Annotated in this window: 16 protein-coding genes and 1 pseudogene; 7 read left to right on the forward strand and 10 right to left on the reverse strand. The window is 59.0% G+C overall.

Annotated features, from left to right (window positions below):
* Positions 1-171: 171 nt before the first annotated feature.
* Positions 172-825 carry a cyclic nucleotide-binding domain-containing protein gene (locus AB3X94_RS29250; RefSeq protein ID WP_368613411.1) on the forward strand — a complete coding sequence of 218 codons (654 nt, stop codon included), beginning with the start codon at positions 172-174 and terminating at the stop codon, positions 823-825.
* Positions 826-908: 83 nt separating this feature from the next.
* Here AB3X94_RS29250 and AB3X94_RS29255 read toward each other — a convergent pair whose 3' ends face one another.
* A complete protein-coding gene (locus AB3X94_RS29255; RefSeq protein WP_368613412.1) occupies positions 909-1,748 on the reverse strand; it encodes a hypothetical protein in 840 nt (279 codons plus the stop codon).
* Positions 1,749-1,765: 17 nt separating this feature from the next.
* On the opposite strand from AB3X94_RS29255, the gene AB3X94_RS29260 reads away from it, so the two are divergent.
* A complete protein-coding gene (locus AB3X94_RS29260; RefSeq protein ID WP_368613413.1) occupies positions 1,766-2,059 on the forward strand; it encodes a MarR family winged helix-turn-helix transcriptional regulator in 294 nt (97 codons plus the stop codon).
* Between the two features lie 86 nt (positions 2,060-2,145).
* On the opposite strand, the pseudogene AB3X94_RS29265 reads toward AB3X94_RS29260, so the two are convergent.
* A pseudogene (locus AB3X94_RS29265) lies at positions 2,146-2,793 on the reverse strand (GlxA family transcriptional regulator); the annotation flags it as partial.
* A 1-nt stretch (position 2,794) separates the two neighbouring features.
* On the opposite strand from AB3X94_RS29265, the gene AB3X94_RS29270 reads away from it, so the two are divergent.
* The 4 genes from AB3X94_RS29270 to AB3X94_RS29285 all read left to right on the forward strand — a co-directional run bounded on the left by AB3X94_RS29270 (position 2,795) and on the right by AB3X94_RS29285 (position 5,215).
* Positions 2,795-2,992, forward strand: a complete 198-nt coding sequence (locus tag AB3X94_RS29270) for a hypothetical protein (protein ID WP_368613414.1) — start codon at positions 2,795-2,797, stop codon at positions 2,990-2,992.
* A gap of 480 nt (positions 2,993-3,472) precedes the next feature.
* Complete coding sequence (locus AB3X94_RS29275; RefSeq protein ID WP_368613415.1) at positions 3,473-3,805, forward strand: hypothetical protein; 333 nt, start codon at positions 3,473-3,475, stop codon at positions 3,803-3,805.
* 269 nt (positions 3,806-4,074) lie between these two features.
* Entirely contained in the window at positions 4,075-4,572 is a 498-nt protein-coding gene (locus AB3X94_RS29280) for a DUF6436 domain-containing protein (protein WP_368591110.1), read from the forward strand.
* 229 nt (positions 4,573-4,801) lie between these two features.
* The gene (locus tag AB3X94_RS29285; protein ID WP_368613416.1) at positions 4,802-5,215 is read left to right on the forward strand and encodes an SCO family protein; all 414 of its coding nucleotides are present in this window, start codon (positions 4,802-4,804) and stop codon (positions 5,213-5,215) included.
* 65 nt (positions 5,216-5,280) lie between these two features.
* On the opposite strand, the gene cyoE is transcribed toward AB3X94_RS29285, so the two are convergent.
* The 5 genes from cyoE to cyoA are packed head-to-tail and all read right to left on the reverse strand — an operon-like array spanning position 5,281 to position 10,067.
* The gene (cyoE, locus tag AB3X94_RS29290) at positions 5,281-6,186 is read right to left on the reverse strand and encodes a heme o synthase (RefSeq protein ID WP_368613417.1); all 906 of its coding nucleotides are present in this window, start codon (positions 6,184-6,186) and stop codon (positions 5,281-5,283) included.
* A 37-nt stretch (positions 6,187-6,223) separates the two neighbouring features.
* Positions 6,224-6,556: a cytochrome o ubiquinol oxidase subunit IV gene (gene cyoD, locus AB3X94_RS29295; protein WP_368613418.1), complete on the reverse strand. Its 333-nt coding sequence runs from the start codon at positions 6,554-6,556 to the stop codon at positions 6,224-6,226.
* A gap of 2 nt (positions 6,557-6,558) precedes the next feature.
* Positions 6,559-7,179, reverse strand: coding sequence for a cytochrome o ubiquinol oxidase subunit III (cyoC, locus tag AB3X94_RS29300; RefSeq protein ID WP_368613419.1), 621 nt, complete (start codon positions 7,177-7,179; stop codon positions 6,559-6,561).
* Positions 7,157-9,154, reverse strand: coding sequence for a cytochrome o ubiquinol oxidase subunit I (gene cyoB / locus AB3X94_RS29305; RefSeq protein WP_368613420.1), 1,998 nt, complete (start codon positions 9,152-9,154; stop codon positions 7,157-7,159). The genes cyoC and cyoB overlap by 23 nt, the downstream gene beginning before the upstream one ends.
* A 7-nt stretch (positions 9,155-9,161) precedes the next feature.
* On the reverse strand, positions 9,162-10,067 hold the full coding sequence (gene cyoA / locus AB3X94_RS29310; RefSeq protein ID WP_368613421.1) for a ubiquinol oxidase subunit II: 906 nt from the start codon (positions 10,065-10,067) through the stop codon (positions 9,162-9,164).
* A 449-nt stretch (positions 10,068-10,516) separates the two neighbouring features.
* Between cyoA and AB3X94_RS29315 the strand changes: the two genes are divergently transcribed.
* Complete coding sequence (locus AB3X94_RS29315) at positions 10,517-10,942, forward strand: hypothetical protein (protein ID WP_368613422.1); 426 nt, start codon at positions 10,517-10,519, stop codon at positions 10,940-10,942.
* Positions 10,943-11,254: 312 nt separating this feature from the next.
* On the opposite strand, the gene AB3X94_RS29320 is transcribed toward AB3X94_RS29315, so the two are convergent.
* The 3 genes from AB3X94_RS29320 to AB3X94_RS29330 are packed head-to-tail and all read right to left on the reverse strand — an operon-like array spanning position 11,255 to position 15,145.
* Entirely contained in the window at positions 11,255-11,944 is a 690-nt protein-coding gene (locus AB3X94_RS29320; protein ID WP_176106288.1) for a response regulator transcription factor, read from the reverse strand.
* A gap of 31 nt (positions 11,945-11,975) precedes the next feature.
* Positions 11,976-12,347 (reverse strand): response regulator, encoded by a 372-nt coding sequence (locus AB3X94_RS29325; RefSeq protein WP_176110423.1) that lies wholly within the window; start codon positions 12,345-12,347, stop codon positions 11,976-11,978.
* On the reverse strand, positions 12,347-15,145 hold the full coding sequence (locus AB3X94_RS29330; RefSeq protein ID WP_368613423.1) for a PAS domain S-box protein: 2,799 nt from the start codon (positions 15,143-15,145) through the stop codon (positions 12,347-12,349). Before AB3X94_RS29330 ends, AB3X94_RS29325 begins: the two co-directional genes overlap by 1 nt.
* Positions 15,146-15,608: the final 463 nt, after the last annotated feature.

Below are 15,608 nucleotides of genomic sequence, written 5' to 3' on the forward strand. Positions count from 1 at the left end.
AAGCGGGCAAACGCCCGCGTGCAATGCCCGCAAGGGCCAAAAACCAAAGGATGACCGTCGGCTTCACGACCTGAACACCTCTACATCGCCGACACGTCGCAAATTCAGCTGCTTGTTCAGCGTAGCCCTAAGCCGAGTGTGGCTACGACCTCCATCGGTCGAAGAACAGTCATGTACGACGTCACGTTTTACAGAACGGGTGAACGATCAGAAGTAGAGGTGCTGAACAAATTCTATGACGCAGCTCACCGCCATCTGGAGTCGATTACCGTTCCACTGGAACATGGGAACGAATTCGCCGACATCCCAGGCGGAACACTCGCATATCGACTAATTGAAGCTATCGGTATATTCGGGATGCTTTCTAAAGACCAACGGATTCAACTAGCAAAATCTCTGGTTCGTCGCGAATGCGCACCCGGACAAGTGCTGCTTAGCGCAGGAACGTGCTCACAATCCATTTCAATTGTCGGATATGGAGTCGTCGCGGCATCCGCAACGGAAGACTCTGGTGGCCACTACGACATCGTCCGTCTTGGTCCTCGAGAATACTTCGGCGAGAGCGGACCAATCGCGGGTGTTGCTTCAATGGTTACGTTCGTCGCACGGACCTATGTAATCGTCTATGAATTACCAGACCACGCCGTGATGAATCTCCTTAAACAACATGCCGATGTCGCACACGCTTTCGCTGCAAAGCTCGAGGCACGCGAACGAAAAGGACAAGCCCTGATGCAAGTGTCTCCAGAGGTCCACATGGCAGAGAATGGACTGATGCAGTGGCTACATCGCTGTATCGAGGCAATCCATCACAAGTTAGCATGATTTGACGTCTTCCCCGTCCTCAACTCACGGCAGCCGCGCAGATGCACATCATCGCCAAGGGGCAGACGAACGCTACTCACGGATCATGAAAACTCGGCCGACGAAATATCAAGGCCTACCAATAAGAGCGATTTGACAACGTTGCCGTCGGCCTCAAGTCGGTAAGCGCGGCGCTTCGTGGGCATCACGATGCCGTTGAAGATCTTGTGCTCATCGCAGTAATGGGCGACGTGCCCCGGGCCCGCCAGAGTCGGGCCATAGTCCAGTCGTCGCAAAAGGCCTTTACCGTCGAAGTAGAAAGTCTGTACACGTGTATGAGTCACAAATCGGGACGGGTACGTGACGCGGAGTCGACGCCATGTTTCGCCATTTTCCTGCCAGATACCGTCCTCCACGCATTCGAAACCCGGATCTGCAAACACGAAGGGAACGACGAAGTAGTTCCAATTGGCGTATCCGCAGAAATATGCGAGATGCAGATCATCCCACTGGGACATGGCGGTGTGACCTGCAAATGCGTCACTCGGATTGATGCGCGCCTGTAACAACGTCCCGTCTGGCCGCTCCAAAGCTACGCGGTCAGGCCTGTACGTCAGGCGCAGGTCGGGTTCTCGGAAGCCCGTCATTCGAAAATACTGTTCGCGGGTGGTTCCCTGGCAGACAAGATGTGCGAGTTCACCACCGCCATGACCCTTTCGATCAAACAGTTGTCCATAAAGCGACATGCGCACCGAAAACTGCGTCAATTCTCGCCATCTGTCCAATCCGCCGTGGGCAGCAATAGCCTCATCGAGCAATGGTTGCTGTAAGCCGGATTCGCCCGCAACTGAAACCTTCGGTATGCCGGCGGAACCCAAGATGAAACCAATAGAACCGAGGATCCCGGCCTGCAAGAATTTGCGACGTCTACTAAGGTCTTCCATGGAGTCTTCGCCCAACCATGACCGAACTCGCCTACTCAATGGTGCTTGACCGATCGGCGCTTGCACGGAACGTCAAGCCGCTCGAACGCGACGGGTATCCCGCGCTGCGGCCCGACGAGGACGATGGCAGAAGCCGGCGCGTCGATTTGACAGCCGCCGGCCGTGCGAAGCTTGCTGAGGTCAATCGCCTTTGGCGAAAAGCGCAGCGTCGCTTTGAAGAGATCTATGGCGAGGAACGAGCGGCGGCGCTGCGCGTTGCACTCGCGGAGATTTATTCGGATGAGTTTGCGGTAGCTTTTGGGGAGCCGTGAAGGCTGGTAGCTGAAAAGAAATGTCTATTGACGAATTGTTCTGCCTGTAGCCGACCGTCAGCTGCAAACGCTGCGCTCGCCAGCCTCTATGGTGTTGCATCGACCGGGTCAGTCCGCAGAATCCCTCGGACACCCATGCGTTTGTGGCGCCGGACTGCCTGGGGCGGACGGCCAACCCCGCGCATGAAAGCGTCCCGCATATGCTCGCAGTCGCGAAAACCGGCCTCTCTCGCGATAACATCAAGCGGATGCCGGCTCTGTTCGATCATCAGCCGCGCTACCTCCAGTCGAAGTCTTTCAATAGCCTTGGCCGGAGACGCTCCCGTTTCGAGCGTAAACACACGGCTGAACTGGCGCGGACTCAGGTGAGCGATTTTGGCCAAGTCCTCTACCGTCAGCGAACGCCTCAGATTCTGGCGCGCATAGTTCAGGGCATTCTGGATCCGATCGGATTTCGGGGCGAGGTTCAGCATTTCGGAATGCTGCGACTGGCCGCCCGCCCGCCGCTGAGGCATGACAAGCCTGTGCGCGACTGAACGGGCCGTTTCAGCACCCAGATCCTTTTCCACCATCGCGAGTGCCAGGTCAAGGCCAGCCGTCATGCCCGCGGACGTCCAGATCGGACCATCGACAATGTAGCTCTGGTCTTCCTCGACGTGGATATCCGGAAAACGTTCCTGCATTGCGCGCCCATACGCCCAATGCGTCGTGGCGCGCCGCTGCGCCAGCAAGCCTATGACTGCCGGCCTTCACACCACCGCGCGCCGGCGGCGTGCTCTGATCCGCGCGATCGACAGCGTCGATGCGAAGTATTCGGGAATCGCAATGTGCATCGCGATCCTTACTGCGGTGCTGTATTTTCACCTCGCGAGCGACCCAGGTAATCTCGACCCCGCGACCGTGCACATGCATGTGACCTCGCCTGCAAACTGATCTCGTCGCTTTCCGGGAGATGTGCCCGGCAATGCCGATATTCGCGCCGCTCAAACCGCTTGACTGGTTCGCGTACCCTCCCGCGTGGATCCTGCCGTTCACCCCGCCGCGGAAATCGCGGGGGTGGTACAGGTTCTCGCCGAACATCGCCGGGCACAACAGGCCAATCCGGACCAGCATGACCGCGGAAGTCACACATCCGATGCCGTCAGTGGGCAGCGAGACATGACCGAAACTCTACGTGCAGGAGGTGCACCACTCCATTGCACAATGGACTAGCTAACCTTCGTACGGGTGGCACGAGGTGCTATCTCATATGTAACCCAAAGTACTATTGCGACTGCGCGGGGCTTACTTTAAATTCATTCGTAGACGGAAGCCTTGTTGTGGACTTCATCAAAGCAGCTGGCTCGATCGATGCGAGAGACTACGTTAAGGGCCTCATTCCGCGTGAGAAGAGGACGTTGTTCGGCGACGTTATTGCATTACTTACAATACCTGATCATGTGCGTTGATCTTGAACAGATAAGGAAACAGGCGGAATTGATGACGGGTGAGGTGGCCGATACCCTTCGACAAGTCGCCAACGAGATCGAGCTGCTTCGCAGGCACCTGGCCGAGGCCCATACCAGCAATGCGGACAGCGAACGACTCAACTGGTTATGTGAGCAGGCCCGTGACGAGTATTACCGTGAGATATCCCGCACCTACATAACATGGCCTCGCATCAAAACGCAGAAGAATGGTATAACCGCCATGACATTGAGGGAGGCTATCGACCTCGTTCGCCAGCCTCGGGATCGTGACCTTTAGGAAATATTTGTTCGACCAGCCGCACGACCCTATTGCACTTTGCGAGCGGCAACCGAATCTTCGGTCACACCGTCTATGGTCGGTTCCGCCGCTGATCACAAGACTCGATACTTCGCCTGCCACACATGTTTCCAGCCAATACCGGGGAACCCCCTCGATCAACCGTTCCCCTGCTGCGTCGCCGCCCGGTCATCCTGTTTCTCTGTGCAGCTGTATGCATTCTGGTCGGGACCGGCGTAGCACTGTGGCGATACTTCGGCGTTGGTGGAGTGACCAGTTACTCGAATCAGGCTGTTCTCTTCCTAGACTCCGACCTGCGTCTGCCGCCGGACCTGGCAGGCAATACCGGACGCATTCGTGTCGTGCATTTCTGGGACCCCGACTGCGCAAGCTGTAACGAGAACACCGACGCCCACTTGAACTATCTGATCACGATGTTCAGAGGCGCGGATATCGACTTCTACAGCGTGCGCAAGCCCGGTACCCACGGACAATTACCGGCCTTCCTGCGAGGCAAGCTCAAGCCTTTACCGGGAATCGAAGGAATGGAGCGCATACCGGCCAGTCCCGCTATCGCCATTTGGGCTGCGGATGGCAAGCTCGCCTACGCGGGACCCTATAGCGCGGGTCTTGTCTGTAGTTCGAACAACAGTTTCGTGGAGCCGATTCTCGACAAGCTGGTCGCAGGTGCACATGTCGAACCTGCTCCGATGGTCGCCGTCGGCTGCTATTGCCCGTGGAATGCCGCCCGCGGCCAGCACGCATAGAGGTGTATCGTTGGTCGCGCTAACGACACGCTGTGCTCCGCACGCGACCAGCTTCGCCCCTGCCTCCTCCTCATGGAATTTCAGCATGTACGAGACCATGAAGCGCCGCCCGTTCCAAAGTGCTCCGTCATCACGTCGCCGCCGTCTGCTCGGTGCTGCGCTCCTGCTCGCCGTGGCGGCGTGCGGCAAAAGAATCTGATCGAAGCTGCACGGTGTCGACCTGTCCTCGATGAAGCTGCCGGGGACGTCCCATCTGCGCGATACCAGCGGCAATCCGCGAACGCTGGAGGACTTCCGGGGCAATGTGGTCTTGCTTCTCTTCGGATACACGCGGTGTCCAGACGTGTGCCCAACGACCCTGGCTCGCGCTGCACAGATCAAACGGTCGCTCGGAGATCAGGGTAAGGGGCCGAAGGTACTCTTTATCTCGATCGATCCTGAGCGCGACACGCCGTCGATTTTTAAGGCCTATACCGCAGCCTTCGACCCGACGTTTATCGGACCCGATTACGTAATCGACGCGAAGGGTGTGGTGCGCTTCGCGCTGCAATATGAGGAAACTGCCGAGGACAGTGCGAACGACCTGAGACTTCTGCTCCAGGAAAATGCCGGACGCCGAATGCGTTCGTCTGCACACCAGTAAGCACGAGCGACCCATCAATGCCACTGCCGAACCCGCAGTTGCTCGCGTACAGCAAGCTCGCCGCGCTACCCGCCGAAACCCCTCGCAATCAGCGCGAGATGGGTTGCCGGTTGGGGCGCGGAGCCATCCACCGACATCGCGGCGCTCAATACGCTGACGATGATGATCGACGCAAAGAAGATCTTGCGTGCCCATCTGCCCTCGTTTGCCGCGGTGCATCCCGCAACGCCGAGCCCGAACCAGTACAACCCCGCCGCGAGCGCGGCGAGCATATAGATCTTGCCGGCATAGCCGAGGAAGCCGAGCGTCAGGGTGGCCGCCGTAAAGGCGACAATGTAGGCCAACATGTGGCGCTTCGCCGCCGCAAAGCCACGGACAACCGGAAAAACGGGAATCGAAGCCGCGCGATAATCCTGGGCCCGGAAGATCGCAATCGCATACGAATGCGGCATCTGCCAGAGACTGAACATGACTAGCAATGTGACGGCGGCGGCGTCGAACCTGGTGCTCGCCGCACAGTATCCGGCCACTGGCGGCATCGCACCGGCAATGCTGCCGACTAGCGTCCCGTAAATCGAATTGCGCTTCATGTACAGGCTATATAGCCCAACATACACGGCGTAGCCGACGAGTATCAGCGCGAGGGGCAGGACGCACCGCGTGCCCGCGTAGAGCACGTTCATGCCCGCGAGGACGAGCACGACGCCATACAGCAAGGCGGACGGCACTGATACGCTGCCGGTCACCATTGGGCGATTGCGTGTCCGGGCCATCAAGCCATCGATATCCCGGTCGATCACGTTGTTGACCACACACCCGGACGCGACGACCAGCATGACACCGACGGCCACCAGAGCGCCCCGGAGCCAGTCGATGCTGTCGTACGAACCCAGCAGAAAACCGCCCGTGACGGCGATAAGATTGCCGATCACGATGCCGGGCTTCGTCAGTTGCAGGTAAGGTCGATACATGGTCCGGGGGTGTTCTTCGTCGGATGTGCGCGGCGCATCAGTGGATCATCATGTTGAAGTGCATGCTCCAGATGACCCAGACCGAGAGCGCCACGACGATGAACAGGATCACCAGCGTGAACACGAAGCTGATCAGGTTCCAGCCGCCCTCCGAGGAACGACTCATGTGCAGGAAGTACACGAGGTGCGCCACGAGTTGCAAGACCGCGAATATCACCGCCACGAGAAGCGTCGTCGCACGCGGCAGCATCGGATGCATCACCAGCGCGAACGGGATGGCCGTGAGGACGATCGAGAGGATGAAGCCCGTGTTGTAGGAATTCGCGCTGCCGTGGGCTTGGCCGGCGCGGGTAGTCGCATCGCTTGCCATGGTCAGAATGCTCCGATGAGATAGACAATCGTGAACACGCAGATCCAGACCAGATCCAGAAAGTGCCAGAAAAGGCTCAGGCACGAGAGGCGTGTCACATTGGTGGGTGTCAGTCCTTTGATCGCCACCTGATGCAGGAGCACCGCCATCCAGAGCAGGCCGGACCCGACATGCAGACCGTGCGTGCCGACGAGCGCGAAGAAGCCAGACAGGAACCCGCTGCGCTGCGGTCCGAAGCCGAGCGAGATCAGGTGATGGAACTCGTGTATTTCCATGCCGATGAAGACGGCGCCCAGAATGAAGGTCAGGGTCAGCCATCGGAGCAAGGTGTCCTGATCGCGGCGGTGCACGGCAAGCATCGCGTAGCCGCAGGTGATGCTGGAGAGCAGCAACACGAACGTCTCGGCCAGCACGTACGGCAGCTCGAAGATGCCCTTCGGGCCGGGGCCACCTGCAAATGCGCCGCTCAATACGGCGTACGACGCGAACAGTGAACCGAACAGGATGCAGTCGGACATCAGGTAGATCCACATGCCCAGCACCTTGCGCGAGCCCGTGTCGTGGCCATCACGCGCATGCTCATCCTCAGTCTCGATTGTTTCAATTAGTGTTTGCGTAGACATGGTTCAGATCTCGTTTCATGAGAGCAACGGGTGCTTTCTCGATCCGTGCGATTTCGTCGGCCGGAACGTAATAGTCGATATCGTCGTTATAAGAGCGGACGATCACCGTCGCGATTGTGGCAACGAAGCTGGCCCCCACCAGCCACCAGATGTGCCAGATCAGCGCGAAGCACAGCAGCAGGATGAATACACCGAGGATGAACGGCACACCGGTGCTGCGCGGCATATGAATCGGCTCGTACTTCTTCGGGCGCGGCGGCAGTCCGCGTTTCTTCGCCACGTAGAATGCGTCGACGGCATCCACGCACGGAACCACGGCGAAGTTGTAGAACGGCGGCGGCGACGACGTCGACCACTCCAGCGTGCGTGCATTCCATGGATCGCCTGTGACGTCGAGATTCTGCTTGCGCTCGCGGATACTGACGAGAATCTGCGCGATGAGGAGTCCAATCCCCGCAAGGATGAAGACCGCGCCCACCCACGCGACCTGGAGATACGGCGTCCAGGCGGGGTTGTCGTAGTGATTCAGGCGCCGGGTCATGCCCATGAAGCCGAGTATGTAAAGCGGCATGAACGCGAGATAGAAGCCAATCACCCAGCACCAGAACGAGTATTTGCCGAGACGCTCGTTAAGCTTGAAGCCGAAGACCTTTGGGAACCAGTAGTTCAAGCCGGCGAAATAGCCAAACAACCCGCCTGCGATGACCGTATTGTGGAAGTGGGCGACGAGAAACAGGCTGTTGTGAAGCAGGAAGTCAGCCCCCGGAATGGCGAGCAAAACGCCGGTCATGCCGCCAATCGTGAACGTCACGAGGAACGCCAGCGTCCAGAGCATAGGCGTCGTGAACTCGACGCGCCCGCGGTATATCGTGAACAACCACGTGAAGATCTTCACACCGGTTGGAACCGCGATGATCATCGTCATAATGCCGAAGAAGCTGTTGACGTCCGCGCCCGAACCCATCGTGAAGAAGTGGTGCAGCCAGACGAGGAACGACAGGATACCGATTGCCAGCGTCGCGCCCACCATCGACTTGTAGCCGAACAGCTTCTTTCGGGCGAACGTCGAGGTAACCTCGGAAAAGATTCCGAATGACGGGAGAACGAGGATGTACACCTCTGGGTGCCCCCACGCCCATACGAGGTTCACGTACATCGTCGGATTACCGCCGAACTCGTTCGTATAAAAATGGAAGCCCAGGTAGCGATCAAGCGCCAGCGCAGCGAGCGCAACGGTCAGGATCGGGAAGGCGGCAATGATGATTACGCTCGTGACGAACACCGTCCACGTGAAGATCGGCATCTTCATCAGCGTCATGCCCGGCGCGCGCATCCGGAGAATGGTCACGAAGAGGTTAACGCCCGTCAACAGCGTTCCGAGACCCGATGCCTGCAGCGACCATATGTAGTAGTCCACCCCCACTCCGGGACTGAACTTTATGTCCGACAATGGTGGATAAGCGACCCAGCCTGTCTGCGCGAATTCGCCGACGCCGAGCGACAGCATGACGAGCACGACACCCACGACGAACAGCCAGAAGCTGAAGGCGTTCAGGTATGGGTACGCCATGTCGCGAGCCCCGATCTGAAGCGGCACGACGATGTTCATCAGGCCCACGACGAACGGCGTCGCGGCGAAGAAGATCATGATCACGCCGTGCGCCGTGAAGATCTGGTCATAGTGATGCGGCGGCAGGTAGCCCAGGTGCCCGGGACCGGCGAGCGCAAGCTGCGTCCGCATCATGATGGCGTCGGCGAAGCCGCGGATCAGCATCACGATCGCCACGAAGATGTACATGATGCCAATACGCTTGTGGTCGACCGAGGTGATCCAGTCGTTCCAGAGCACCGTCCATTTTCTGAAGTAGGTGATCGCGCCCAGAACAGCCACGCCCCCGAGCACGATGCCCGCCAGGGTGACCGCGATGATGGGCTCGTGCAGCGGCACGTCCGCCCATGTCAATTTGCCGAACATGGATGTGTTACTCCTCTCTTTTCGACGAAGCGCTGACGTCGAGAGCAGCTTGCGCCGCGGCGTCCGCTCCCGGGCCAACATATTGGTCGATCACCGCCTTGAAAAGGCCCGGCTGAACCTGCGAGAACTGGACGATCGCAGTACCCTGGCTGGGCCTTGCCACTTTCTGGAAGGTGTTGAAATCGAGCCTGTTAGGCGATGTCTGGACCTGCTTCACCCAGTGCTGGAAGTCAGCCTCGCTGGTGGCGGTCGCGATGAACTTCATGTCGGAGAAACCGGGTCCATTGAAATTGCCCGACATGCCACGAAATTTCCCCTCCTCGTTTGCCATGAGGTGCAGCTGGGTCCGCATGCCTGCCATCGCATAGATCTGGCCGCCGAGCTGGGGAATGAAGAAGGTCCCCATTGTTGAGTTGGAGGTGATGCTGAACGTCACCTCGCGATGTGCCGGAAATACCAGTTGATTGATCGTGGCGATTCCCAGCTCTGGATAGATGAAGATCCACTTCCAGTCGGTTGCGATGACTTCGACGTTGATGGGCTGGCCGGGCACGTCGAGCGACCGGTACGGATCCAGCTCGTGTGTCGATTTCCACACGATGATTGCCAGTGTGACGATGATCAGGATCGGGATACCCCACACCACTGCTTCGATCCGCGTTGAATGTGCCCACTCGGGCATATACGTGGCGTTGTGATTCGACGACCGGTACTGCCCCGCAAAGACAAAGGTCAGCACGATGGCCGGCAAGACCACGATCAGCATCAACGCGATGCATAGGATGATGAGGTCGCGCTCCTGAAGGCCGACACTGCCCTTCGTGTTGAACAGGACCCAGCTGCAGCCACCGAGGCTTGACAGCCCCGCGATTATTGCAGCGGGACGAAGAACTTTCCGGCAGATTTCTCTCATACAGGCACCTTGCTCTATGGCGGCTCTGAAAGCGGCAGGGAAAGGGTTGAAGGAAGAGGAACTTCATTCGATGGAGAAAAGCTTAAGCGCAAGGTGGCGCACAACTCAAATGCACAATGGTGTGGGAACATCGCCGCATCGACACGAGTGAATCTCTATTCACACCTCACCCAAAGTGTCATTGCGGCCACATAGGGCATGGCCTAAATTCGTTCACAGGCCGACGCTCCAAACGCAGGTCTGCCGCACGTCCACGCATGACATCCCCTAGTCGGCGAAAGATTCTTCGTAAATGCACGCGATATGTATAAACCGTGCGGTGCCGCTAGAGCCGTGGCAGCAGAACTATCAACCTTTAACCGCAACGCCCGCTTAGTGCATTGAACGTGACTTTTCTTCATGGCGGGTGCGCCATGAGGACACGTGTCCCGCTCAGAGGAGGATTTCTCGTGCATCCCAAGAAAGCAGCCAACATGATCGACCCGATGGACTACAAGGACGTCTTATCCGAACGTATTCCCAAAGAACCCGTCGAGTTAGCGAAAAAATGGGACCTGCTGTTCAGCGCATCCGTCATCGCGGTATGCATCTGGGCAGTGATTGAGACACCTTTGGAGCTTGGTGGCGCGCTTGATCCAACCGCGCTGCTTGCCTTGGTGGCGTCGAAGGTACTGCTCGGCCTCACTGGCACGGCTGCCGTAGCCAACCTGCGCTTTGCCCGTCAGTTCTTTACGTTCATCTGTGGAGTGAGCGTATTCGCCTTGGCACCAGCGCTACCCCTTGAGTACACGCGCTACGTTGCCATCGCAATCTTCTCGACGATTGAGTGCATTGCCAAAGCAGCGTGCGTTGCTTCATTCGCCATCGCGTCGTAGGCGGGAGACAGTGTTGGCGTTCACTTGAGCGTAAGAAAACGCACGACCAACGACCAAACATGAGCTTGTGAGCCGCATTGTATCGGCCAAATCAGAGCGCCACGCGGCCAGCGCCGACCCTTTGTGGGTCAGACGCAAGGCGCTTACGTGCAATCGCTCATACGAACGCGGCGCAGCATCAGTGCTAGACACCCCCGGATCGATGCTCGATTCGTCGCTAGCCGATCGGGAGCAGCCGGAGCTGGCGCGCACACGGCTTCCTGATGCATGGTCAGGTCGCTCGCGTAGTCTTCCGGCGATATGCCGACCGCTTTACGCGACTTTTTGCAGCGCGGCGTTGGGCGCGCGGTCATGATGAAGTCTTCGCGCCATGCTGATCAGTTCGGCGAGCGAGCGTGCGTTCATCTTTCGCATGACCTGCCTGCGGTGCATCTTGACAGTGATCTCGGCGATGCCCATCTCGCCTCCCACCTGCTTGTTAAGGAGCCCGGTCACGACCAACGCCATGACCTCGCGCTCGCGCCCACTGAGTGAGGCGTGGCGATCCCGGATCGACTGCATCTCGGCTTCCTCGCTCAATGCCACGCGGCTGCGCCCGATGGCGTGCCGGATAGCATCGAGCATGACCTGGTCGTCAAAGGGTTTGGTGAAAAATTCAAGCGCTCCAGCTTTCATGGCCTGCACTGTCATAGGCACGTCGCCGTAGCCAGTGATGAAGATGATCGGTGTGTGGGTACGCTCGGCGGCAATGAGATTCTGAAGGTCGAGGCCGCTGAGATCGGGAAGCATGACGTCCAGCACCAGGCAACTCGGGGCCCGGACGCGTGGACGTTCGAGAAAGTCCCGTGCGCAGGCGTACGTCTCTGCCCTGAGACCTGCAAAGTGGATCATGGCTTCGAGCGCCTCACGTACCGAGACATCGTCGTCGACGACGAAGACGACCGGCATGGCTTGCGCCAGCGAGAGTTCCGATTCACGTTCGACTACATATGCTGGTGTCATTGAGAACTCCATTCTAAGGCACCTGGATGAATTATTTGGCGTAGAGCGCGGCCCGGATCGCCCCGAGTAGAGAGGTATCGCTGAATGGCTTGAAGAGACATTCAACGGCGCCCTTTTCTAACACGCGTAGGCGGAGGGCTTCATCGCCATGCGCCGTGATGAAGATGATCGGAACGGTTTGGCGGCGCTGCTGCAGTTTGCGCTGCAGGTCCCAGCCGGACATACCGGGCATGCACATATCGAGGATCAGGCAGCGCGCCTCGCCAACACAGCTGGAGGCCAGGAACGCCTCCGCCGAAGAAAAGGCGCGCGACGCGAAGCCGAACTCGCCCAACAGGTCAGGTAGAGATTCGCGTACCGACTCGTCGTCGTCGACCACCGCGATAAGCGAGCGTTCGATCATCACGGGTCGCTCACGATCTGCTGTATGTCCGAGCGCAGCTGCAGGCCCTTGTCTGCAGAACCGTCCGCGGCCGCCATGCGTTCGGCTCGACACGGGATCGAGAATGAAAAGGTGGCACCAAAACGCTCGTTCGAGGTGGCCCACAAGCGACCACCGTGGCGCTCGATGATGCAGCGGCTTACGGACAGCCCGATGCCCAATCCTTCCCTCTTGGTCGTAAAAAACGCGTCGAAGAGCCTGTCCGCATGCTGCGGGGCGATGCCCTCGCCGGAATCAGTCACAGCGAGTCGTACGTGGTCACCATCGTCGCGCTCTATTTTGACCAGCATCTGCCGTGAGCGGTCATCGATGCCATTCATCGCCTCCATGGCGTTGAGAAGAAGGTTCAGCACCACCTGCTGGAGCTGGACCCTGTCGCCTGTGGCCGTCGGCAGGTTGTCGGCCGTCTCCAGTCGTAGCACGATCCGCTTCTTGCGAAGCTCTGCGCGCAGCAGTTCGATGACGTCGTTTGCGGCTTCGACCAGATCGACGGCATCCGCTGTTACCGCCCTCTTGCTGAATAGCGCGCGCAGACGTGTCATCATCTCCGAGGCACGCTGTCCGTCCCGGATCGTGCGCTTCACGGTGCCGAGCGCGCCCTCGACATTCGGTGGCTGTGCGCTCAGCATGCGCAAGCCTGTGTTGGCGTTGGTCATGATGCCGGCCAGCGGCTGGTTGATCTCGTGCGCAATCGAGGCGGTCAGCGCTCCCAGGCTGTTGACCCGGCTTGCGTGCGCCAATTCGGCGCGCAGGCCATAGAGCGCTTCTTCGGACTCGCGGCGTTCGGTGACATCATGTACGGCGCCGATGTAGTCCAGCCGGCCCTGCGCGTTACGCGTGGCGTGGGCCTGTATGCGCACATATCTGACTGAGCCGTCGGACAGCAGCAGGCGGTGCTCGAATTCCAGGTGCTGGCCATCCTGCGCCCGCTCGATCATTTCATGCAGCAGATGAAGATCGCCAGGGTGGACTCGCGCGGCGATCGTGTCCAGCGTGATTGTCACCCCTGGCTCGAGGCCGAAGATTCGATAGAGATGTTCCGACCAGGTGAATGAACCAGTCTCTGGGCGCCAGCTAAAGCTTCCGCTCAATGTGAGCTGCTCCACTTTGGCCATCAACGCCGCGCTCTTGCGCAATTGCTCCTGCGCCTGCTTGCGTGCGGTGATGTCACGTGTGACGCCCAATTGCACGATCGCGCCGTCGCTGTCGTGCATCGGCGCGGCATGGGTTTCGAGGTGCCTTCGCTCGCAGTGTGGCGAGATTAAGTCGAACTCCAGGACGCCATCCCTTCCCGAGCAAATGTTTCTGTTGAACTCGACATACCGCGCGCGATGTTCAGGAGCAACGAAATCGAAGTAAGACGCACCGATCGCGCCTTCCGCACGCAACGATCCCAAAGCGCGGCGTCCAGCCGAATTGATCCACAATACCGTACCGTTGTTAGCGAGGACCGTCACGCTTTCCGGTGTCGTGTCCACGATCGCACGGAAACGCTCCTCGCTTCGCTTCAGTGCGAGTTCGCTCCGTGCACGCTCGATCGCGATACTCGCGAGGTGTGTAAGCCGTCCTGTGAGATCGGTTTGAAACGGAGTGGGGATTCCAGGCTCCGACCGGAATATCGCGAATGTTCCCAGCACTTCGTTTGTACGCGACAGAATCGGCGTCGCCCAACACGCGCGCAGACCGTGCGCGAGAGTCAGGTCGCGCCATGCCCGTGGCCAGCGTGACTCGGTCGCGATATCTGATACGACTATCTGCTCGCCGAGGGATGCTGCTAATCCGCAGGGTCCCATGTCCAGGTGGACGCGGCCGCCACTCGACGGATAGGTGTAGGTCAAAGCGAGGCCTGGCGCGTTCACCCGCTGGAATGTCATTTCGCCGGGATCGATCAACGCGATGCTGCAGAAGCTGTCGCTCGCGATCTGTTCGACCAACAGGCATAAGTCATCGAGAACCGTGGGCAGAGGCAGGCCCATGGCGACCATTTCGAGCAGGCGCTTCTCGCCTGCAAGCAACGCCTCGGCCCGCTTACGGTCGTCGATGTCCGTCTGCAAGAAGTACCAAAGAGCGATTCGCCCCTCCTTATCCCGCAACGGAAAGCCCTGTACGCGAAACCACCGATAAACGCCGTCGTCGCGACGATGGCGGGACTCAAAATCGTATGGCTCGCCGGTTCTGATCGACGCATAAAAACGGGCAACAGTCGCGCGTCGATCATCCGGGTGGGTAAAGTCTCTGCTAGTCCACTGCTTTAGTTCTTCAACCGTCGCGCCAGAATATTTGAGCGTATGGCGGTTGGCGTGACATACCTCCCCCTCCGGCGTAAAAAGAATCACACGCGTAGGCAGCCCGTCTACGATTAGCCGAAAGCGCTCCTGGTGTGCCCGCAGCGCAGCTTCGGCCTGCTTACGGTCCTCGATATCCGTGTTGATACCGCACCACTTCACGACTTTTCCGGCAGCATCGACGACTGGGCTGACACAGCATAGAAACCAGCGATACGTGCCATCGAAGCGACGCATTCGCGCTTCCGCCTCGCCCCGCACGCCGGAAGCAACGACGACTCGCCAGACCTCCAGCAGTGCGGCTCGGTCCTCGGGATGGATCGCCGACTGCCAGCCCTCGCCGCACGCGTGCTCTACGGAAAGCCCCGTATATTCGCACCAAGGGCGATTGACGAATTCAATGCGGCCGTCCGGCACTGCGGTCCATACCAGGCCCGGGAGCGCATCCACAGTTCGACTGAGCTCATCTTCCATTGCGGTTCTTCTCTGCAGGATGTGCCGGCCTGACAGCGCTCGGTCGGCACCAGCAGCCGGGGCGGCGTTCGGCGAACTCGTGCTGCGCTTCTGGACGTCCGAAGAGGCGCACACGCCTATGGCTCGAAAAATATTAAGTATTCCATTCAGAATAAATCGTTCCGATGGGACCATTATTAGTGAGAAGGTGCACGGAAGTCGTGAGGAGGCGGTGATGTCGAGGTGGAGTTTTGGTGAGGACGGCTTTCGGCGATCAGAGCCCCCCGGTGGCGTAACTCGAATCCAATGCGCGGAGATCTCGCCATCGATCCCGCACTTGAGGTTCTTGCCGACGACGATCCTCTCGTACGAGCGCGACGCAGTTCGCAACTTCGAACGCGTTCGACATCGCATAGTATTCCGGCCTGCCTTTGATAATTTCGATGGAGCCTTGACGGTAGTTGTCGACCTTCGCCATACAGCG

Origin of the sequence: Paraburkholderia sp. BR10923 (assembly GCF_040948765.1) — a bacterium.
Taxonomy (GTDB): domain Bacteria; phylum Pseudomonadota; class Gammaproteobacteria; order Burkholderiales; family Burkholderiaceae; genus Paraburkholderia; species Paraburkholderia youngii.

Bases quoted from the DNA above. Each gene is read 5' to 3' on its own strand.
- AB3X94_RS29250 (WP_368613411.1), top strand. From the start codon at position 172: ATGTACGACGTCACGTTTTACAGAACGGGTGAACGATCAGAAGTAGAG.
- AB3X94_RS29255 (WP_368613412.1), bottom strand. From the start codon at position 1,748: ATGGAAGACCTTAGTAGACGTCGCAAATTCTTGCAGGCCGGGATCCTC.
- AB3X94_RS29260 (WP_368613413.1), top strand. From the start codon at position 1,766: ATGACCGAACTCGCCTACTCAATGGTGCTTGACCGATCGGCGCTTGCA.
- AB3X94_RS29270 (WP_368613414.1), top strand. From the start codon at position 2,795: ATGACTGCCGGCCTTCACACCACCGCGCGCCGGCGGCGTGCTCTGATC.
- AB3X94_RS29285 (WP_368613416.1), top strand. From the start codon at position 4,802: ATGAAGCTGCCGGGGACGTCCCATCTGCGCGATACCAGCGGCAATCCG.
- cyoE (WP_368613417.1), bottom strand. From the start codon at position 6,186: ATGTATCGACCTTACCTGCAACTGACGAAGCCCGGCATCGTGATCGGC.
- cyoD (WP_368613418.1), bottom strand. From the start codon at position 6,556: ATGGCAAGCGATGCGACTACCCGCGCCGGCCAAGCCCACGGCAGCGCG.
- cyoC (WP_368613419.1), bottom strand. From the start codon at position 7,179: ATGTCTACGCAAACACTAATTGAAACAATCGAGACTGAGGATGAGCAT.
- cyoB (WP_368613420.1), bottom strand. From the start codon at position 9,154: ATGTTCGGCAAATTGACATGGGCGGACGTGCCGCTGCACGAGCCCATC.
- cyoA (WP_368613421.1), bottom strand. From the start codon at position 10,067: ATGAGAGAAATCTGCCGGAAAGTTCTTCGTCCCGCTGCAATAATCGCG.
- AB3X94_RS29320 (WP_176106288.1), bottom strand. From the start codon at position 11,944: ATGACACCAGCATATGTAGTCGAACGTGAATCGGAACTCTCGCTGGCG.
- AB3X94_RS29325 (WP_176110423.1), bottom strand. From the start codon at position 12,347: ATGATCGAACGCTCGCTTATCGCGGTGGTCGACGACGACGAGTCGGTA.
- AB3X94_RS29330 (WP_368613423.1), bottom strand. From the start codon at position 15,145: ATGGAAGATGAGCTCAGTCGAACTGTGGATGCGCTCCCGGGCCTGGTA.